Origin of the sequence: Halomonas sp. R57-5, assembly GCF_900070345.1 — a bacterium.
GTDB classification, from domain to species: Bacteria; Pseudomonadota; Gammaproteobacteria; order Pseudomonadales; family Halomonadaceae; genus Vreelandella; species Vreelandella ventosae_B.
Window position 1 is genome coordinate 1,520,007 of sequence record NZ_LN813019.1, and the last position, 20,170, is coordinate 1,540,176.

Sequence of the window (20,170 nt, forward strand, 5' to 3'; positions counted from 1 at the left end):
AGAGGAGCCGACGCAGCTAACCATGAAAATCCCTAAGCGATTACAGCCGCTGGTCGATGATGGCATGATCGACGAGGTGCTGGTGCAGTTAATGAGTGGTAAAGAGGCGCAGGTCTACGTAGTGCGCTGCGGTGAGGAAGTGCGCTGCGCCAAGGTGTTTAAAGAGGCCAAACAGCGCAGCTTTAAACAGGCCGTTCAGTATCAAGAAGGGCGTAAAGAGCGCAATAGCCGCCGTTCACGGGCGATGGCCAAAAAAACCCGTTACGGCCAGAAAGAGCAGGAGCAGGCGTGGCTGAATGCCGAAGTCGACGCGCTCTATCGCCTTGCCTCGGCGGGTGTTCGTGTGCCCGAGCCCCACGGTTTTGTCGACGGCGTACTGCTGATGGAGATGATCAGCGACGCCGAGGGCAACGTCGCGCCGCGCTTGGACGAAGTCACGCTTACCCCAGAGCAGGCCGAGACCTACTACGCCAAGGTTATTCAGGACGTGGTTAAAATGCTCTGCGCAGGCCTGATTCACGGCGATCTGTCGGAATTTAACGTGCTGGTCGATGCCTCTGGCCCGGTGATTATCGATCTGCCTCAGGCGGTTGATGCTGCCGGCAATAACAGCGCGGCAGCGATGCTGTATCGCGATGTGGATAACATGCGCAACTACTTCGGCCAGTTCGCACCAGAGCTTCTCTCTACCGAATATGGCAGAGAGATGTGGGCGTTATATGAAACCGGTGAGCTGCACCCAGATAGTAAGCTCACCGGCCACTTCGATGCCGATACTCATATTGCCAACGTCGATGAGTTGATGGAAGTCATCGACGATGCCAAAGAGGAAGAGGCGGAACGCCAAGCGCGTATGCGCGATGACGACGATGATGATGGCGAGATTCCGCAGCCTTACTAATCCAGTAGCTCATTGGCCTGGTTGACGATGTTCTCGACGGTAAAGCCGAAGTGCTTGAACAGATCCCCCGCCGGGGCGGATTCGCCGTAGGTGGTCATGCCGATCACACGGCCTTCCAGGCCCACATACTTGTACCAGTAGTCGGCGTGGGCGGCTTCGATGGCGATACGCTTGGTGACCGCTTTGGGCAGTACGCTTTCGCGGTACTCCGCGTCCTGGCCGTTAAAGCGGTAGGCTGACGGCATCGAGACTACCCGCACCGCTTTGCCCTGCTGCTCAAGCTCGGCGGCGGCGTCCATCGCCAGGGCGACTTCTGAACCGGTGGCAATCAGAATCAGCTCGGGCGTCCCTTCGCTATCTTTCAGGACATACGCCCCGTTTTGAATCGATGCCAGCTGCGCTTTGGTGCGCTGCTGATGGGGCAGATTCTGGCGAGAGAGTACCAACGCCGTGGGGCCCGAGTGACGCTTAATAGCCGCATCCCAGGAGGCTGCTGTTTCCACCGCATCACAAGGGCGCCAGGTATTGAGGTTAGGCGTGGTGCGCAGGCTGGTCAGTTGCTCAATGGGCTGGTGAGTCGGCCCATCTTCCCCCAAGCCAATGGAGTCGTGGGTAAATACGTAAATCACCTGCTGGCCCATCAACGACGCCATACGGATCGAGTTACGCATGTACTCCATAAAGATCAGGAAGGTCGCGCCGTAAGGTACCAGGCCGCCGTGTAGGGCGATGCCGTTCATAACCGCCCCCATGCCAAACTCACGCACACCGTAGTGCAGGTAGTTGCCGCTGGCATCTTCTGGGGTGATCGCTTTGGCGCCTTTCCAGAAGGTCAGGTTAGACGGCGCCAGATCGGCACTGCCGCCCAGCAGTTCCGGCATTTGCGGGCCAATGGCATTTAACACTTCAAAGGAGGCTTTACGCGAGGCAATGGTCTCGCCGCGCTCTTGGGCCTGCTCAATCAAGGCTTCGGTGGGCAGTTCCGTCGGCAGCTGGCGCTTCATGCGGCGGGTAAATTCCCGCGCTTCCGTGGGGAAGGCCTCTGCGTAACGAGCAAAGCGCTCCTCCCACTTCTGCTGGGCTGCTTTGCCAGCGTTGCGGGCATCCCAGGCCGAGTAAATCGGCTCGGGGATATGGAAGGGCGCGTGGGGCCAGTCGAGCTGGGTGCGTGCCAGCGCCACTTCGTCATCGCCTAGGGGCGCACCGTGGGCGTCCTCTTTGCCCTGCTTGTTGGGCGCACCAAAGCCGATAATGGTTTTGCAGATAATCAGGCTCGGCTTATCGTCGTGGCTCTTGGCCAGCTCAATCGCGGCTTTCACCTCTTCAGGCTTGTGACCATCCACATTGGGCACCACGTGCCAGCCGTAAGCTTCAAACCGCTTGGCGGTATCGTCGGTAAACCAGCCTTCCACTTCGCCATCGATAGAGATGCCGTTATCGTCGTATACAGTGATCAGCTTACCCAATTGCTGGGTACCGGCCAGGGAGGCTGCTTCGTGGGAGATACCTTCCATTAAGCAGCCGTCACCTACAAAGCACCAGGTGTGATGGTCAACGATGGTGTGGCCGGGGCGGTTGAACTGCGCCGCCATGGTTTTTTCCGCGATGGCAAAGCCCACGGCATTGGCAAAACCCTGACCCAGTGGGCCAGTGGTGGTTTCAATGCCGGGCGCGTAGCCGAATTCCGGGTGGCCCGCGGTGGGCGAATGCAGCTGGCGGAAATTCTGCAGCTGTTCCAGGCTTAGCTCGTAGCCACTGAGGTGGAGCAGGGAGTACAGCAGCATGGAGCCGTGGCCATTGGAGAGCACAAAGCGGTCACGATCGGCCCACTTGGGGTCTTCGGGGTTGTGCTTGAGGTAGTCATTCCATAGCACCTCGGCGATATCAGCCATTCCCATGGGGGCGCCAGGGTGGCCGGACTTGGCCTTCTGAACGGCATCCATGGAGAGGGCGCGAATGGCATTAGCCAGCTCAAAACGGTTATTCATAGCAGTGATACCTTAGTTGTTATATTGAGTAGCGTGTCGTTAGGCGCGAGCAGTCAAGCGTTGAGCAATCAGCGACTCTAATGTTTGTTGGTCGCTGGCGAAGCGTCGGATCCCGTCAGCCAGCAGCTCGTTGGCCATTGCATCTTGGTTATGCTGCCAACGAAAGCCAGCTTCTGATAGCGGTTTGCATGGTTCAGGGGTGACAGGTGTCTGTTGGATTTTTGAGGCCACCTTTCCCTCCATGCTATTAAGCTCCTCTAGCAGTGCGGGAGAGATGGTCAGGCGATGGCAACCTGCCAACGCTAAGACCTGATCGGTGGTACGAAAACTCGCCCCCATAACGACTGTGTCGTAACTACCAGCGGCAGCCCTCTCGCAAATCCCTTTTACAAATAGCACGCCAGGATCTTCTTCTGGAGTGAACTGCTTACCTGTTGTCTTTTGGTACCAATCGCTAACGCGGCCAACGAAGGGGGAAATCAGATACACCCCTGCATCAAAGCAGGCCTGCGCCTGAGCATCGCTGAACAAGAGCGTTAAGTTGCAGTTGATACCTTCCCGCTCTAGTTGCTCAGCCGCACGGATCCCCTCCCAGGTAGACGCGAGCTTGATCAGCACACGGTTGCGGTTAATCCCCTGTTTTTCGTAGCGCTCAATCAACTCGTAGGCCTTGTGGATACTCGCTTGGGTGTCAAAAGAGAGGTGTGCGGACACTTCTGTCGATATTCGTCCAGGTATCACGTTGGCAATTTGCCCGCCGATGGCAACCGAAAGTTGGTCAACTATCCGGCTCGGGTCGCTCTCATCGCGACATGATTCAGCAAGCACTCTATCGATCATCTCTTGGTAACGAGGTAGTTCGAAGGCATTGAGAATCAAAGAGGGGTTAGTGGTGGCGTCCTGTGGTTGATAGCGCTTTATGGCATCCAAATCGCCCGTGTCGGCCACGACCAGTGAGTGTTCGCGTAATCCATTCAGAAGCGACATTGTCTATTCTCCATAGAAATGAACATCATGTGTTCAAATGATTGACCATTTTTATCGATTTAGTCAAATCGGCACGCCGAATGAATCGATTTTAAGGCCATTGCACAAAAGTATAGTGCCCTATGAGTAATGTTCTATTCCCAGATATTTGTCTTTAGATCAATAATTTATGGTTTTGAATTGAGTTTTTTATCTTAATTGGCTCATAAAAAAGCAATATGATCTTATGATCTGCGTGTTTACAAATGCTCGTTTGGTGATAGATTGAATAGCGTCAGTAGACGGCTGGCAACTGCGTAGTAGTGTTTACCGTTGTTAGTCGTCCGCATTTCTATTGTCCGGAAGGGGAGAGCATGAATGTCTAATGCGACGGCTTCTCTCAGAGTCGCCATTGGCGGTGATGAGGCCGCTTACGATTTGAAAGAGATTCTTATTGGTTATATCCGGGAGTTAGGCTACGAAGTTGAAGATTTCGGCACTTTTAATGCCCAACCGGTGCTGTACCCGGACATTGCCTTTGAGGTGGCCACGGCTATTAAGGAGGGGCGCTTCGATCGTGCAGTACTGGTATGTGGCACGGGAATCGGAGTGGCTATTTCTGCCAATAAGGTGCCCGGTATCCGCGCTGCGCAGGCACACGATACATACTCAGCAGCTAAGGCGCGCACCAGCAATGATGCTCAGATTGTCACGCTGGGGGCGAGGGTGATTGGGCCTGAGTTGGCTAAATCAATAGTGGCAACCTTTTTGGGCAGCCACTTTGCGGGTGGTAATTCCGAATTAAAAATCGCAAAAATTGACGAATATGAGTCTCGATTGAATACTCCGTAACCGTGGKATCGCTCATATTCGTCGACGCTGATTAATAACAACAGCATGCAAGCTGTGATCACGCAGTTTGGCCTCACTCCAGAGGATATAATAATGACACGCCTATTTAATGACCCAAGTGATTTCCCTGAAGAAGCCCGTTTAGGCTTAGTCGCTGCACATCGCGATAAACTGATGGCTGTGCCGGGAGGTGTTGTGCGCAGTACGCGCAGTCAGGCAGGTACAGTTGCGGTTGTGATTGGTGGTGGTAGTGGCCATTACCCAACCTTTGCGGGATTGGTTGGGCAGGGGCTGGCCCATGGTGCGGTCATGGGAAATCTGTTTTGTTCGCCTTCTGCGCAACAAGTTTACTTCGTCGCTAAAGCCGCTAACAACGGCGGTGGTGTGCTGCTCTCTTTTGGTAATTATGCGGGGGATGTGCTGCATTTTGGCGAGGCGCGCGAGCGTTTGATCGCGGACGGCATTCCCTGTGAAATCGTGCTGGTCACTGATGATGTCGCCAGTGCCCCCTTGGCGGAGATTGATAAACGCCGAGGTATCGCCGGTGATCTAACCGTTTTCAAAGCTGCTGCCGCTGCCGCAGAAAATGGATTATCACTGGAAGAAGTGGTGCAAGTGGCGAAGGAGGCTAATCGCTGCACGCGCTCTTTTGGGGTGGCGTTTGAGGGGTGCACGTTACCAGGGGCAGCCGATTCGCTCTTTCATGTGCCCGAAGGCCGAATGGCTATTGGGCTGGGCATTCATGGTGAGCCGGGGATTAGTGAGACGGATATCCCTTCCGCAGATGGCTTGGCAGACATTCTCGTTACCCGATTATTGGAAGAGGTGCCAGAAGGAATCAATATCAAGGGGGCCCGGGTGGCGCCGATACTCAATGGCTTGGGTACCGTTAAGTATGAAGAACTGTTCGTTATTTATCGTAAGGTTGACGAGCTGCTGCAGAAAGCTGGGGTCATCATCGTCGAGCCGGATGTGGGCGAGCTGGTAACCAGTCTTGATATGGCCGGGGTTTCGCTGACGTTGTTCTGGCTTGATAAAGACATGGAGCCGCTGTGGACTGCCGCTGCGGATGCGCCGGGCTATCGAAAAGGCAGCGTGACACCAGCGCAGGCGCTGGATCCGGCCGAAGTCGAGGTGGTTGTTCAAGATGAGATTCCCAAGGCGAGCGATGCCTCGCGAGCATTAGCCAGGGGCGTTGTTGAGGCGCTCGAAGTGCTCGCAAATACGGTCAATGAAAACTGCGAGATGCTGGGCCAGATTGATGCTGTGGCGGGCGATGGTGATCACGGCATTGGTATGCAGCGGGGCAGCAAGGCAGCGCTTGAAGCGGCCAAAGAGGCGCTCAATGGCGGCGCGGGCGCCGAGACAGTGCTGCAGTGGGCTGGTCAGCGCTGGTCTGATAAGGCGGGCGGTACCTCTGGTGCTATCTGGCGGGTGATCTTAAAAGCGATAGGTGAATCGCTTGGCAATGAGCAGCCGCTCTCAGGGCAGCGTCTTGCTGCTGGTGTGGTCAATGCCCGCCAGCAAGTCATGGCATTCGGTAAGGCAGAGTTGGGCGATAAAACGCTTGTCGATGTGTTGGTGCCTTTTGCCGATGCCTTGTCTTGGGAAGCTGAGAAAGGCCAGACAGCTTTGGCTTGCTGGGAGTCCGCTGCACGCATAGCGAGTGAGGCGGCTGAGGCTACCAAGCAATTAATTCCCCGTGTTGGCCGCGCGCGCCCATTAGCCGAAAAAAGCGTGGGTACACCGGATGCTGGTTCAGTTTCATTGGCACTGATTGTTCAGGCGCTGATTCCTGTGTTGAAAAAGTGTCAAGCAAACTGACATGATACATGCCCTCCAACAACTCCTGGATGCCGAGGATGAACGGTCAAGACGCTGCAGATATAGACTTAATGACAGAGATTTCAACGCTCTACTATGTGCAGGGGGAGACGCAGGAAGCGATCGCTAATAGGCTCGGCCATTCGCGTGTGCGAATAGGGCGGCTGCTCAAGCGTGCCCAGGCAGAAGGGATAGTGGATGTTCGCGTGCGCCTGCATCCCGCGGTTAGTGTTGAGATTGAGCAAGAGCTCAAACGGCGCTTTGGCCTGAAGCGAGCGTTGATTGCTCTGGATAATGCCGATCCGGATGTGCAGCGCTCGTCGGTTGCGAGTCTAGTGGCCGACCATTTGTCGCGTAGCTTGACCGATGGCCAGATCGTGGCCGTTGGCATGGGGCGTAACGTCGCCGCGGTGGCGGATAATGTTTTCCTGGCGGAGTCGTTAAAAGTTTCATTTGTGTGTGCAATTGGCGGCTCGCTGCGTGCAGGCGAGCATATGAATCCTGACCATATTTGTCGACGTTTGGCGAGTCGGTTTGGCGGTGACAGTGAGACGCTTTATGCCCCTGCGCTGGTGCAGAATGGTGAGCTTAGGGATGCATTGTAKGAAAACTCCACCGTGCGCCAGACACTAGACCGGGCTCGCCGTGCGGATACCGCTTTGATTGGTGTAGGCGATGTCAGTGAAGACAGTAATATGGTGCGTATGGGGTGGTTTTCCGCCCAGGAGATTGCTGAAGCACGGCTCTCTGGGACAGTGGGCGATATGATGGGGTATGACTTTATCGATATCCATGGGAAGCCTTCTGCCACGCAGATGCAGGGGCGTGTGGKGGGGCTTAATATACAGGATCTCACGCGTATTCCAGACGTTATTGCTATCGCTAGTGAGAATACTAAAGCGGTCGGCATACTGGGGGCGCTGCGTACCGGGGTTATCGATACCTTGGCGACTAGTGTCACTAACGCACACACCATTCTGCGTCTCGATGAAGCGACTACCGGGTAAGTGCGCGCTTAATTTGTATTCAAAATCTAGGACTTCTCGGCATCTTAAGCTTAGGCCGGCCCAACTTTATCTGTTGCATTTATTGGCTTTCCTTAGGCATGTGGGCGCTCTTTGCATGCCTGGTTTCTCCCTTGTCTCCCGCTCCGATGCCAGTGGTATTTGGTAGGTGTTTGTACATTTGCGCGATGCTGGAACATATAGAATGGCTTAGGGCGATGTTTTCACATGGCCGAAATAATAAATAATTTCCATTTTTAAAATTTAAATATAAAAAACAAGCAATTACGTTATTGGTCTAAAGTATAAGATTAGAAAATTCCATTATGGATTGACTCAGCTATGCTTAAAGCAGTTAATTCATATGTACACAGCAAGATCTTTTGTAAAGCGTGCGCCGCTAGCCAAGCAATACAAGATATATTAGGAGTGAGTAATGCATAACGCCGATAACAACAATCACACCGAACTGCCACTAACCATGCAAGCCGTCGTAGCCTACGCGCCTGGTGATTATCGCCTTGAAGAGGTGGACGTGCCGCAGGCGGGAGAGGGTGAAGTACTGATTAAGGTTGAAGCGTGCGGAATCTGCGCAGGCGATCTCAAAGCCTATGAAGGCGCCCCCAGCTTTTGGGGAGATGATACTCAGCCTGCTTATATCAAAGCGCCAATGATTCCAGGCCATGAGTTTATTGGCCATGTTATGGCTTTAGGAGAGGGCGTTAAAAACCTTGAGGTCGGTGATCGCGTTATTTCTGAGCAAATCGTGCCTTGCTGGGAGTGCCGTTTCTGTAACCGTGGGCAGTACTGGATGTGCGAAAAGCACGACGTGTATGGATTTCAGCACAACGTAAATGGCGGTATGGCTGAATATATGGTCTTTCCTAAAGAAGCCATTAATCACAAGTTGCCAGATGAAATTCCGATGGAGAAAGCGGTTCTTATTGAACCCTATGCTTGTTCGTTACATGCCGTTAAGCGTGCGCAGATTGAGCTGGGAGATGTGGTTGTCCTCTCCGGTGCGGGAACCCTAGGGCTAGGGATGATTGGCGCGATCAAAAAGTCCGGGCCTTCCAAGCTGGTCGTGCTGGATCTCAATAACAAGCGATTAGAGCTTGCTAAACAGTTTGGTGCTGACATTGTCCTGAATCCCGCTGAAGTCGATGTTATTGACTACGTTAAAGGCATAACGGAAGGCTATGGTTGCGATATCTATATTGAGGCGAGCGGTGCGGTACAGTCGGTAGAGCAAGGTCTTTATATGATCCGTAAATTGGGTCGCTTTGTCGAATTTAGTGTATTCAAAGAGCCAGTGACTGTTGATTGGAGCATTATTAGCGATCGTAAAGAGCTGGATGTACTGGGTGCGCATCTAGGCCCTTATTGTTACCCACCTGTCATTGAAGGCATTGGTAATGGTGATTTCCCAACGGATCATGTGGTGACCCATAAGCTGCCGTTAGCTGAATTTCATCAAGGGCTAGATCTAATGCGCAATGACCCTAATGCATTAAAGGTTGTGCTTATACCTGACGGGAAGTAGGTAGTGGAAGTTTCTTATTTATAACTTTTTTATAACTACAATGATAACCGGAGTGATTATGTCGGCGACATTAAATTCGGTGCCCGGTGATAAGCGTATAAAAGTCTATGTGGCAGCTGCTTTTGCGTTAGTGCTGTTTGCACTCATGGCGTTTGATACCAAAGTCATTAGTCTTACTGAACTTGAGAGTACGGTGGGGTTTTCACCCCAGCAATTTGCTCAGGAAACATTTCCTGAGATCCAGGCATATGTCGAGAATAACGCTGTAGATGCATCGGTATTGGCGCCAGAAGTGCTTCAAGATGCCAGCGCGGCAGGTGAGAGGTACGGTGTGGCTGCTGGCATTGGTCATATTGTCCCACTCTCTTTATCCGGAGTTGTTGTAGAAGGCCGGGGGGGCGTTTACACCCTTGAGGTTGCTGATGTGCCTTCAGATATCGTCATTCGTGTGCAAACAGGCCCAGCCATTAATGGCACTACGCTGAGAGATACAACCGGCAATATTCAATTTGGCGACTTCACCAATCAGATTGAGTACCAAGATGTCGGCGCAGCGCTCAATGACGAAATGAAGCGTCAAGTGCTGGCGGATATTTCCGGCCAAGATTTAGCCGGAAAAACGTTAGAAGTAGTCGGCTCCTTTACCATGATAAATCCCAAAAACTGGCTAATTACTCCTGTGAGTATAGCGATCATTGAGTGAGGGGCAGCTATGAGTATCGATAGATCAACAGTGGAAGTGGCTCCGCCCGAGGTGATTCTTTCTGCACACAATATCGAAAAACGTTTCGGTGCTGTGCAAGCCCTCAAAGAGGTGAACTTCGATATTTATCGAGGACAGGTGACAACGCTGTTTGGCGAAAATGGAGCGGGTAAATCCACGCTGATGAAAATTTTGTCTGGCGTCATTGCTCAGACGGCGGGTGAGATTGTATTGGAAGGCGAGAGTGTCAGCTTTTCGTCGCCGTCGGATGCTGAAGCGCTGGGGATTACCATTATTCATCAGGAGTTGAGCTTGGCCCCTAACCTGAATGTGCGCGACAACATTTTTATGGGGCGTGAGCTGACTAAAGGAAGAGGCAGCGTCGACTATAAAGAGGAGGCGCGTCAGGCTGAATTGTTAATGGAGGAGCTGGATGAACCGATCCACCCTCTTACCCTGGTCGAAGATCTACGGGTTGGGCAGCAACAAATCGTTGAAATCGCGAGAGCGCTGTCCAAGAACTCTCGCATTTTGATTATGGATGAACCGACTTCCGCATTGAGTGCCACGGAAGTCGAGACGTTATTTAAAGTCGTCCAGGATCTCAAAAACAAGGGTGTCTCGATTGTTTATATTTCTCACCATTTGGAAGAGGCGCTACAGATTACCGATCATGCCGTTGTTCTCCGCGATGGTGCTATGACAGCTTATGCTCCGCGTTGTGATATCGACCTGCAGTGGATTGTTAGGAATATGGTGGGAGAGAGTTTCGATCTTGGCTCACCGCCAACAGGGTATGAGCAGGGCTCCATCGCGCTCTCCATCCAGAACCTTTACGTCAGCGACGATAAAGTGGCAGATCGTTATGTTGTTGAGGACTTTTCGCTTGATGTGCACGCAGGCGAGATTGTCTGCATTTATGGGTTAATGGGTGCAGGGAGAACTGAGTTATTGGAGTGTGTGGCCGGACGAACCCGGCAATCCAAGGGCGATGTTTTGCTCAACTCAAATGATGTCTCGCATTACAACATTGCGCAGCGAATCGAGAGAGGGTTGGTGTTAGTGCCAGAGGATCGTCAGCGTGATGGATTAGTGCCCACCCTATCCGTCGGTAGAAATCTGTCGCTAGCCAGTATCCATGCGTTTACTCGCAAGGGGCTTACGTCATCCCGCTTGGAGGCAGAAATGATTAAATCCGCTATCGATAAGGTGCACATCAAAACAGACGGTGGAGAGGCTGCCATTGGTTCATTGTCTGGCGGTAACCAGCAGAAAGTGGTCATCGGGAAGATGTTGGCGACGCATCCAGACGTCATCATGCTTGATGAACCAAGCCGTGGCATTGATGTGGGTGCCAAAGCCGAAGTATTCAAGTTATTGAGCCAAGGGGCCCGGCGAGGGTTGGCGGTTGTCTTTACAACGTCTGAAGTAAGCGAGTGCTTGAGTATCCCACACAGAGTGCTGGTGATGAGCAAAGGGCGGATCTCTGCTGAATTCAAACCGGGGGTAACGAAAGATGAAATTATGGCGGCCTCGGGCGAATCAGTTGCTGCGTGATTATTCAATCGGATAGGTAATGACTATGTCTCATCACAACATGTCTCATGACAATAATAATGCGTTACAGGTTGAAAAAGGCAGTATCGATATCGTCAAGATTTTGCTGGAAGGTCGGGCTTTTTTCGCATTAATCGTGATCATTATTGTCTTTTCCATGCTCTCGCCTGTTTATTTTTCAACGGGTAATTTTTTAACCATGTCTTCGCATGTGGCCGTCTTTGGCTTGCTAGGTATCGGCATGCTATTTGTTATTCTGACCGGTGGTATCGATCTGTCGGTTGGCTCTACGCTAGCACTTTGCGGGGTGTTCGCAGGTATGTTGCTAGAAGGGGTCGAAATTGAAGCGTTTAACGTGGCTTTCTTTCCTTCAGTGTGGGTCGTCGTGGTACTTACCTGCTTACTGGGCGGCCTCGTGGGGGCTATAAATGGCGTATTAGTTGCCTACTTCAAAGTGCCTGCTTTTGTGGCCACGCTTGGCATGTTGTATGTCGCTCGTGGAGCCGCACTGCTGTTAACCGATGGATTAACGTTCAATAGTTTAAGTGGTGACCCTGCATTAGGTAATACTGGGTTTGAATGGCTTGGGTTTAATAAACTATTCGGTATTCCTGTAGGTGTTTTGATTCTCTTTTGTGCTGCGGTTATTTGCATGTTGGCGCTCAGTCGTACGCCGTTTGGTCGGTGGATTTACTCTACCGGTGGCAATGCCCGTGCTGCAGAGCTTTCTGGGGTGCCCGTCAATCGCGTTAAGCTCTCTGTCTATATTATTTCTGGCGTATGTGCTGCCATGGCTGGAATTGTACTCGCCTCACAGTTGACGTCTGCTGGTCCTACGGCAGGTACTACCTATGAGCTGACAGCGATTGCAGCGGTTGTGATTGGTGGTGCTTCACTAATGGGAGGACGTGGCACGGTTCGAAATACATTATTGGGTGCTTTTGTGATTGGTTTTCTAGCTGATGGTCTTGTCATCATCGGTGTGTCTGCCTACTGGCAGATGGTATTCACGGGCAGTGTTATTGTCTTCGCTGTCATGTTAAATAATGTCCAATACAGCGCTAAAAACAAGTCCTCGAAAAAAGCTGAGAAATCTACAGAGATTAAGCGCGAAGGTTCTAGGGCAAGCGCTACTTAACGTAGCATTGCTTAGAAGTGTGGCCTGCTCAGGCCTACCAATTCAAAGACTAACAATCATAACGATGAGGTAATAATCATGCTTCCTAAAAGTAAAAAAATGCTTTTTACAGCACTCGCCAGTGTCTCGATGCTCTTTAGCGGCTCTATCGTTGCTCAGGATAAGGGGCTGATCTCAATTATTGTCAATGATATGTCAAACCCTTATTGGCAAACGGAAGGAACCATTGCTGAGCGCACAGCAGAAGAGTTGGGCTATGAAGCAAATGTAAGTTCCCATGTGGGTGACACCAACACTGAAAGCAATCAGGTTGACACGGCAATTACCAATGGGGCTAAAGCAATCATTCTCGACCCTGCGAATGCGGACGGTTCCATTGGCGCGGTGCGAAGAGCAATCGAGGCGGGAATTCCGGTATTTATTATTAATGCTGAGATTAACCAGCAGGGGTTGGCCAAGGCGCAACTGGTTTCCAATAATGCACAGGGAGCCGCGTTAGGCGCACAAGAGTGGGCAATGCAACTAGATGGCGAGGGATCCTATATAGAGTTAAAGGGGCCTCCTTCTGATAACAATGCTGCGACAAGGTCCAATGGCTATGAGACGGTGCTTACCCAATACCCCGATCTTAGCCTTGCTGCGTCTGATATCGCTAACTGGGATCGGACGGAAGGGCGCAATAAAATGCAGAGCATGCTCCGTTCTCATCCTGATATTCGAGGCGTCATTAGCGGTAACGACGAAATGGCCTTAGGCGCCATTGTGGCCCTAAAGCAGGAGGGGCGGCTAGACGATGTAATAGTAGGTGGTTTTGATGGCTCGCCAGATGCTGTTGATGCGGTTCGCTCGGGTGAGTTGGCTTATACTGTTCTACAGCCGGTGGCTGTATTTGCAGAAGATGCCGTAAAAATTGCTGATCACTACATTAATACCGGAGAAACAGGATTAGATAGTGAAAAGCAGCTTTATGACTGCATCCTTATTACGCCAGATAATGTAGATAAATATACCTCTCCCTTCGTTTTGGAAGAGTAAGGTTTGGAAGAATAGGTTTTAGAAGAGTAAGCATTAGAAGAGTAAGTGTTAGAGAAACTTGCCTAGAGGCCAGTCAGCTTTAAAGCTGGCTGGCTTTTTGAATAAGAGGGCGTGTCAATGATCTTTAATTTTGGTTCCATCAATATCGATTATACTTATCGTGTACCCTATTTTGTTCGCCCTGGCGAAACCTTGGAAAGCGGTGATTATAATATTGGATTAGGTGGGAAGGGCGTCAATCAGTCGTTGGCAATAGCGCGTGCCAAAGGAAGGGTGAGTCACTGGGGGCGAGTTTCATCGATAGATGCCTGGGTGAGCAGTGAGCTTGAGTCTGCGGGTGTTGGTGTGAAAGATATCGAATTGACCCCAGAGCCAAGTGGGCATGCCATTATTCAAATTGACGCACTGGGTGAAAACGCTATTCTTTTGTTCTCTGGCGCCAATCATGGTTTTACGCAGGAGAAAATGACGGCTCTTGTTGCGCAAACCGCTCCTGGCGACACAATACTTATTCAGAACGAATGTAACGGGCTTGATCAGCTTATTCCATTAGCAGTGAGCCACGGCTGCAAGGTGATATTTAACCCAGCACCAATGACCTCGAAGGTATCATCACTCCCGCTAGACCAATGTGAACTGCTTTTTTTTAACCGTACAGAGGCCGCTGCTTTATTAGAGATGCCAGTAGAGTCGAGCGCTGCAGATTTGCTAAGGCGTTGTAAAGAATCGCTTGGCGATGTCGAGGTGGTTCTTACTCTAGGTAGCGAGGGGGCTTGGTATCAGCGCAGCAGCGAGACCCTTTTTCAACCTGCTTTAAAGGTAAAGGCCATTGATACAACGGCCGCAGGCGATACCTTTGTGGGTTACTTCCTTGCTGCGAGGCAAGCTGGCCTGACGCCCTCACAGTGCTTGCAACGGGCAACAGCGGCGGCTGCCCTGGCGGTACAAGAGCTCGGTGCTGCCAGTAGCATTCCGATGGTGGAAGAGGTTGATAGGCTGATGTGTAGTGTTCTGGAGTATATTGAGTAAGCAAATGATCTTACCACTACGCAATGTCGCAGATGTGAAAACGTTTCTGAACAGCTTAGGCAACGACCAATCATTTAAACTGCCCGCTACCTAAGCGTATCCAGAGGTTAGGCAGTGACCTACCGTAGCCCTTGAATCTTTTTATGATTTTCCAGAGTCATGACCAACGCTTCGGCGGCTTCCTTGCCTTTAGCGCGGAAATGGCCATGGAAAAAATCATGGTGCGTGCTGTGTTCATGAAAATGATGAGGCGTCAGCACAACCGAAAGAATGGGGATTTCGGTTTCCAGTTGCGCTTGCATCATGCCTTCAATGACCGCTTGAGCAACGAATTCGTGCCGATAGATGCCGCCATCAATGACAAAGCCTGCCCCCACAATGGCGCTGTAACGGCCAGTTTTGGCGAGTAGTTTAGCCTGAAGCGGGATTTCGTAAGCCCCTGCCACTTGGAATATCTCTACTTGGTCAGCAGAAAAGCCATGCTCGCTGGCAAGTTGAGCAATAAATGCCTCTCGGGCTTGAGTGACTATATCGTGATGCCAAGACGCTTCGATAAAGGCAACGCGAACTGATGAGGAGTGTTGGGTCTGATTCATGGTCATCCTATGGGGATTGTTTACCAGAACCAGGGCATGAGGCATCCAATAGCACAGCACCCGTATGCGTTGGAACGCTACGGGTAATATCACTAGGAAACCTTCTCTTTTATCCGGACTATAACCGTCGGCTCCGGAATCTCACCGAATCTGCTGTCCTCAACCGTCAAGTTTTAGCCATTGGTTGAGCGCTCGTGGGCTTGTCCGCATCGACTGCGGCATCACCACCGGTGGGGACTTGCACCCCGCCCTGAGAAAGTTCGCCATTAATGGCGGAAGGCATTATACGCTGGCTGGATAGTAGATACAGACGTCGAGACAAATATTTTTAATTAGCAACCAGCGCTTGGAAAGGCGTGACGTCACCCCAGAACGACAGTTAATAGTGATAAACTGGCCATGACGCTTAGCAGGATAAGTATCCTGGCGCTTAGCCAAGGTTGATCATTGGAGGACCGTTTGAAGGGCTACCGTTTTAGTGCAGAGAGTGTAAAGTCGCTTGCGATTTCGCTGGGTATAGGTGCCGTGGGCGGTACGCTGTTTCAACTAACCGGTTTGCCCCTTGCCTGGATGCTGGGCCCGCTGATTGCCAACCTGCTGGCCTCTTCACAAGGCGTGAAGGTCTCGGTGCCCGAGCCGCTGCGTAATGTGTTTTTAGCGGTAATGGGCCTGGTGTTGGGTAGCCAAGTTACGCCGCAGTTAGCGCACCGTGTGCTGGATTGGCCCGTTTCCGCCGCGCTACTATTGCTGGGGGTGGCCGCTTCCACCGCCGTGGCCGCTGCCTGGTATCGGCGCTGCGGGTTTGACCCGGTTAGCGCCTGGTTCGGTGCCTCGCCTGGTGCCATGACGGCGATGATCCTGCTAGGTGAAAAGTGCGGTGGCGACCCCCAACGAATTGCGGTGGCGCAGTCGCTGCGCATCATTTTAGTGATTCTTTTTTTACCGCCGCTATTTTGGGCCTATGAGGGCGGCGGCGAAGGTATTGGCTCTGTTCACAGTGGTTTGGAACATGCCTGGATGCTGCTGTTGATCCCGCTGTTATTGCCACTCGGCCGCTGGCTGCGAATGCCCAGCCCGGCACTGCTGGCACCGCTGCTAGCCGCTGCTCTATTATCCGGTGTTGATATTGCCAGTCTCGCTCTGCCGGAATGGGGCATGAACCTGATGCTGTGGGTACTGGGCAGTGCCATTGGTTCGCGTTTTCAGGGCATGACGCGACAGCTCTTTGGGCGTTATTTATGGCAGTCTGGCGTGGCGACACTGTTAGCACTGCTGGTGCTGGCGCTATTTGCCGAGCTGATTCACCAACTGCTCGGGGTAGGGCGCGATGTAGCGCTGCTGGCGCTGGCACCGGGCGGCATTGGCGAGATGGCAATTTTGGCCGTGGCGTTAAACATTGATCCGGTATTTGTCGCTTTTCATCACCTGTTGCGTATGGTGACGCTGATGATTATTGCACCGTTCTGGGCGCGTTGGCTGCTGCGTCACTCCAATTCTCCATAACATTTTAACGACATCTACACCCTACACACTCACGTATAACAAATTAAAGACCGTCAACACCAACGCCAGTAACGTAAGGAACCCTCATGCTATCGCGTGTTTTACAGCCGTTATTTCGTTACTTCGAAACGCGGGTTAATCCCTACCCGGAAGGCGAGGTTAAAACGCCGCCCAAGGGCTTAATGCCGTTTATTGTCCACTTTTCCCGTCCGATGCTGCCGCTGTTGCTGCTCATGACGCTGTTCACCGCGTTGGTGTCGGCGGCGGAAGTGGTCTTTTTTAGCTACATGGGTCAGCTAGTGGATTGGCTGGGCAACGTTGAGCGGGCAGGCTTTTGGGCTGAAAACGGGCTGTGGCTAACAGGTTTGGGGCTGTTGCTGCTGATCGGCTTGCCGCTGTTGGTGCTGTTGCAGTCGCTGGTCACCCATCAGAGTATTTTCGGTAACTACCCGATGATCGGCCGCTGGTTATCGCACCGCCATATGCTGAGCCAGAGCCTGGCGTTTTATCAGGACGAGTTTGCTGGCCGGGTGTCGCAAAAGGTCATGCAAACCGCACTGGCGATCCGCGAAACTGTGACCAAGGTGATGGGACTGCTGGTCTACGCCATTGTCTATTTCACCGGTGCGGCTTTCTTGCTGGGCCGAGCGGATCTGTTACTGCTGATACCGCTTGGGCTGTGGTTAGTAGGCTATCTCGCAATTATGCGCTTCTTCGTGCCGCGCTTGCGCGATGTCTCCATGGCCCAAGCGGACGCTCGAGCACAAATGACCGGTCGCGTGGTAGATAGCTACAGCAATATTCAGACCATCAAGCTGTTTGCCGATACCGAGCGTGAGCAGCGCTATGCTCGCGACGCCATGGAAGGCTTTATGGTGACTGTTCACCGCCAAATGCGGCTGGTGACTATCATGAGTGTGGGTTTGACGCTGCTGAACACTGCGCTGTTAGTGGGTACAGCGGCTATGGCCATCAGCGCCTGGTACATGGAAGCGATTTCCCTGGGCGTGCTGACGATCGCCATTGCGCTGGTTATGCGTATCCGCTTTATGTCCGACTGGATCTTATGGGAAGTCGCCGGGCTGTTTGAGAATATTGGCACCGTACAGGATGGCATGAATACCATTGCCCAGGAGCCAACGGTGCGCGACGCCCCGGCTGCAGAGCCGCTGAACGTCCCCGAAGGAGAGATCCGGTTTGACGCCATGCGGTTTGGCTATGCACAGGCTAAAGGCGAAAACAAAACCGTGTTTGATGGTTTAGATCTTACTATCGCCCCCGGCGAAAAAATCGGTTTGATTGGGCGTTCAGGGGCGGGTAAATCGACCCTCGCCAATTTGCTGCTGCGTTTTTACGACGTGCAGGGTGGGCGGATTTTGATCGATGGGCAAAACATTGCCGAGGTAACCCAGACCTCCTTGCGCCACCAGATTGGCATGGTCACCCAGGACACCTCGCTGCTACACCGCTCGCTGCGCGATAATATCCGTTACGGCAGCCCCCACGCCAGTGATGAAGACGTTTGGAACGCGGTGTGCCGCGCCCATGCAGATACCTTTATCAATGACCTGGTCGACCCGAAAGGGCGCCGCGGGTTGGATGCTCATGTAGGTGAGCGTGGCGTTAAACTTTCCGGCGGTCAGCGCCAGCGGATTGCGATTGCTCGGGTGCTGCTCAAAAATGCCCCAATTCTGGTCTTGGATGAGGCGACCTCGGCGCTGGACTCAGAAGTAGAAGCCGCCATTCAAGAGCAGCTAGATACGCTGATGGAAGGCAAAACGGTCATCGCCATTGCCCATCGTCTTTCGACCATTGCTATGCTCGATCGGCTGATCGTGGTGGACGAAGGGCGCATCGTCGAAACCGGCTCGCATCAGGAGTTACTGGCGAAAGGGGGGATCTATGCCAGCCTTTGGCAGCGACAGTCGGGTGGTTTTTTAGGCCACGACCTTGATCTCGAAGAGAGTGCCCTCATCTCAAAATAGACCAGTCGTTTTTTAACGACATGCGTTCAATAGGAGGTAGTGATGCAAGCCATTCAGCTACGAGAGCCCGGCGGTTTAGACAAGCTAGAGGTCGTTGAGCTAGCGGCCCCAGGAGAGCCTGGTCCTGGTGAAATTAAAGTACGCCTGCACGCCAGCTCGCTGAATTTCCACGACTACGCCGTGGTCGCCGGGATGATCCCGACGGAAGACCAGCGTATTCCCATGTCTGATGGCGCGGGCGTGGTTGAAGCGGTCGGTGAAGGTGTCAGCGAATTCGCCATTGGCGACCACGTGGTCTCAACTTTCTTCCCGCATTGGCTCGAAGGCCCGGCCAGAGTGGGTGATTTTCGCACTACGCCGGGTGACGGCGTAGATGGCTATGCCCGCGAACTGGTCGTGCGCCCCTACGAGTGGTTTACTCATCAGCCCAAGGGCTATAGCCACGCAGAGTCCGCTACGTTAACCACCGCTGGCTTAACTGCTTGGCGTGCGCTCGTTGTCGATGGCGGTATCAAAGCGGGGGATAGCGTGCTGGTGCTGGGCACCGGTGGGGTATCGATTTTTGCCCTGCAGTTTGCACGCCTGATGGGCGCGCGGGTGATCGCGACCTCATCATCGAATGAAAAGCTGGCGCGGCTGCGCGAGATGGGCGCCGAGCACACCATCAATTACAAAGAGACGCCTGATTGGGGGAAGCGCGTGAAAGAGCTGACCAATGGCGAAGGCGTTGATCACGTTGTTGAGGTGGGCGGTTCTGGCACGTTGCCGCAGTCCATCGATGCGGTAAAAATTGGTGGGCATATCGCCTTGATTGGCATACTCACGGGCCGTGAAGGTGAGGTACCAACGGCTAAGCTAATGGCTAAACAGGCCAGCTTAAAAGGCTTGATTGTGGGTAGCCGTCGCCACCAGATCGAGATGATCCGCGCGCTGGAAACCTTCGATATGCATCCGATCATTGATCGTGAATTCCCGCTGACCGAGATCGCCGACGCTTTCCGCCATCAGGAATCTGGTCAGCACTTCGGCAAGATTTGCCTGACGTTTTAAATCGGTTGGCTTACTTCCAGCTGGTTTACTTGCAACGAAGTGAGCCATAGATAACCCGCTTGCACGCCTTGCTCACTTGCCGGGCGTGCAATTGCAGGCTAATCCGGCAAGCGGCTGTAGACCACACCTTTTACTTCCAATTCCAGTATTTCATCGTAGGGAACCGTAACCCCTTCCACGTCACCCGGCGTGCGATGGCTGTTTTTAATCTCGGTTTCAGGTATCACCTTTACGCCTACCAGCCCGACGTGCTGAATCCGGGCACTAAAGCGATTGCCTTCATGCTCGATCAGTAACCGCTCACCAGCAATACACTTCTCAAGCTTGGCGTGCAGCTCTTCTTCGCTAACGTGGACAACACTCATCGCTTTCTCCTTTAGCTTTTGCCATTGCTTGGCAATAAAAAATAATAGTCCGTTAAGTGCGCTAACTACTGTCTGTAAAGACTTTATTTTAGACCATAAGTTCGTATTTGAGGTTAGCAACTGGGAGCGCC

At 52.6% G+C, this 20,170-nt stretch carries 17 protein-coding genes and 1 riboswitch; of the genes, 13 read left to right on the top strand and 4 right to left on the bottom strand.

Annotated features, from left to right (window positions below):
• The first annotated feature begins 22 nt into the window (after window positions 1–22).
• A complete protein-coding gene (locus HALO_RS06855) occupies window positions 23–901 on the top strand; it encodes a PA4780 family RIO1-like protein kinase (RefSeq protein WP_035584849.1) in 879 nt (292 codons plus the stop codon).
• Here HALO_RS06855 and tkt read toward each other — a convergent pair.
• Window positions 898–2,889, bottom strand: coding sequence for a transketolase (gene tkt / locus HALO_RS06860; protein ID WP_035584846.1), 1,992 nt, complete (start codon window positions 2,887–2,889; stop codon window positions 898–900). The two genes, HALO_RS06855 and tkt, sit on opposite strands and share 4 nt — an antisense overlap.
• Before the next feature lie 39 nt (window positions 2,890–2,928).
• Complete coding sequence (gene tal, locus HALO_RS06865) at window positions 2,929–3,876, bottom strand: transaldolase (protein WP_035584843.1); 948 nt, start codon at window positions 3,874–3,876, stop codon at window positions 2,929–2,931.
• A gap of 357 nt (window positions 3,877–4,233) precedes the next feature.
• On the opposite strand from tal, the gene HALO_RS06870 reads away from it, so the two are divergent.
• The 9 genes from HALO_RS06870 to HALO_RS06910 all read left to right on the top strand — a co-directional run bounded on the left by HALO_RS06870 (window position 4,234) and on the right by HALO_RS06910 (window position 14,540).
• Entirely contained in the window at window positions 4,234–4,707 is a 474-nt protein-coding gene (locus HALO_RS06870) for an RpiB/LacA/LacB family sugar-phosphate isomerase (RefSeq protein ID WP_035584840.1), read from the top strand.
• Between the two features lie 93 nt (window positions 4,708–4,800).
• Complete coding sequence (locus tag HALO_RS06875) at window positions 4,801–6,531, top strand: dihydroxyacetone kinase family protein (RefSeq protein WP_035584837.1); 1,731 nt, start codon at window positions 4,801–4,803, stop codon at window positions 6,529–6,531.
• A gap of 38 nt (window positions 6,532–6,569) precedes the next feature.
• The gene (locus HALO_RS06880) at window positions 6,570–7,538 is read left to right on the top strand and encodes a sugar-binding transcriptional regulator (protein WP_231896817.1); all 969 of its coding nucleotides are present in this window, start codon (window positions 6,570–6,572) and stop codon (window positions 7,536–7,538) included.
• A gap of 433 nt (window positions 7,539–7,971) precedes the next feature.
• Window positions 7,972–9,078: an MDR/zinc-dependent alcohol dehydrogenase-like family protein gene (locus HALO_RS06885; protein ID WP_035584834.1), complete on the top strand. Its 1,107-nt coding sequence runs from the start codon at window positions 7,972–7,974 to the stop codon at window positions 9,076–9,078.
• Window positions 9,079–9,136: 58 nt separating this feature from the next.
• Window positions 9,137–9,781 carry a DUF2291 family protein gene (locus tag HALO_RS06890; RefSeq protein WP_035584831.1) on the top strand — a complete coding sequence of 215 codons (645 nt, stop codon included), beginning with the start codon at window positions 9,137–9,139 and terminating at the stop codon, window positions 9,779–9,781.
• Window positions 9,782–9,790: 9 nt separating this feature from the next.
• Window positions 9,791–11,338, top strand: a complete 1,548-nt coding sequence (locus HALO_RS06895) for a sugar ABC transporter ATP-binding protein (protein ID WP_035584828.1) — start codon at window positions 9,791–9,793, stop codon at window positions 11,336–11,338.
• A 25-nt stretch (window positions 11,339–11,363) separates the two neighbouring features.
• Window positions 11,364–12,476 carry an ABC transporter permease gene (locus HALO_RS06900; RefSeq protein WP_035584825.1) on the top strand — a complete coding sequence of 371 codons (1,113 nt, stop codon included), beginning with the start codon at window positions 11,364–11,366 and terminating at the stop codon, window positions 12,474–12,476.
• 78 nt (window positions 12,477–12,554) lie between these two features.
• The gene (locus HALO_RS06905) at window positions 12,555–13,511 is read left to right on the top strand and encodes a D-ribose ABC transporter substrate-binding protein (protein ID WP_035584822.1); all 957 of its coding nucleotides are present in this window, start codon (window positions 12,555–12,557) and stop codon (window positions 13,509–13,511) included.
• Window positions 13,512–13,628: 117 nt separating this feature from the next.
• Window positions 13,629–14,540 (top strand): ribokinase, encoded by a 912-nt coding sequence (locus HALO_RS06910; protein ID WP_035584820.1) that lies wholly within the window; start codon window positions 13,629–13,631, stop codon window positions 14,538–14,540.
• Between the two features lie 119 nt (window positions 14,541–14,659).
• Here the strand turns inward: HALO_RS06910 and HALO_RS06915 are convergent, their stop codons facing one another.
• Window positions 14,660–15,136 (bottom strand): 6,7-dimethyl-8-ribityllumazine synthase, encoded by a 477-nt coding sequence (locus tag HALO_RS06915; RefSeq protein WP_035584817.1) that lies wholly within the window; start codon window positions 15,134–15,136, stop codon window positions 14,660–14,662.
• 97 nt (window positions 15,137–15,233) lie between these two features.
• A riboswitch (FMN riboswitch) is annotated at window positions 15,234–15,398 on the bottom strand.
• A 197-nt stretch (window positions 15,399–15,595) separates the two neighbouring features.
• On the opposite strand from HALO_RS06915, the gene HALO_RS06920 reads away from it, so the two are divergent.
• The 3 genes from HALO_RS06920 (at window position 15,596) to HALO_RS06930 (ending at window position 19,674) form a co-directional block, all read left to right on the top strand.
• Window positions 15,596–16,639, top strand: a complete 1,044-nt coding sequence (locus HALO_RS06920) for an AbrB family transcriptional regulator (protein ID WP_035584814.1) — start codon at window positions 15,596–15,598, stop codon at window positions 16,637–16,639.
• Between the two features lie 86 nt (window positions 16,640–16,725).
• Window positions 16,726–18,624, top strand: coding sequence for an ABC transporter ATP-binding protein (locus HALO_RS06925; protein WP_035584811.1), 1,899 nt, complete (start codon window positions 16,726–16,728; stop codon window positions 18,622–18,624).
• A gap of 42 nt (window positions 18,625–18,666) precedes the next feature.
• The gene (locus HALO_RS06930; protein ID WP_035584808.1) at window positions 18,667–19,674 is read left to right on the top strand and encodes a zinc-dependent alcohol dehydrogenase family protein; all 1,008 of its coding nucleotides are present in this window, start codon (window positions 18,667–18,669) and stop codon (window positions 19,672–19,674) included.
• 98 nt (window positions 19,675–19,772) lie between these two features.
• Here the strand turns inward: HALO_RS06930 and HALO_RS06935 are convergent, their stop codons facing one another.
• Window positions 19,773–20,039 carry a hypothetical protein gene (locus HALO_RS06935; RefSeq protein WP_035584805.1) on the bottom strand — a complete coding sequence of 89 codons (267 nt, stop codon included), beginning with the start codon at window positions 20,037–20,039 and terminating at the stop codon, window positions 19,773–19,775.
• Between the last annotated feature and the right edge of the window lie 131 nt (window positions 20,040–20,170).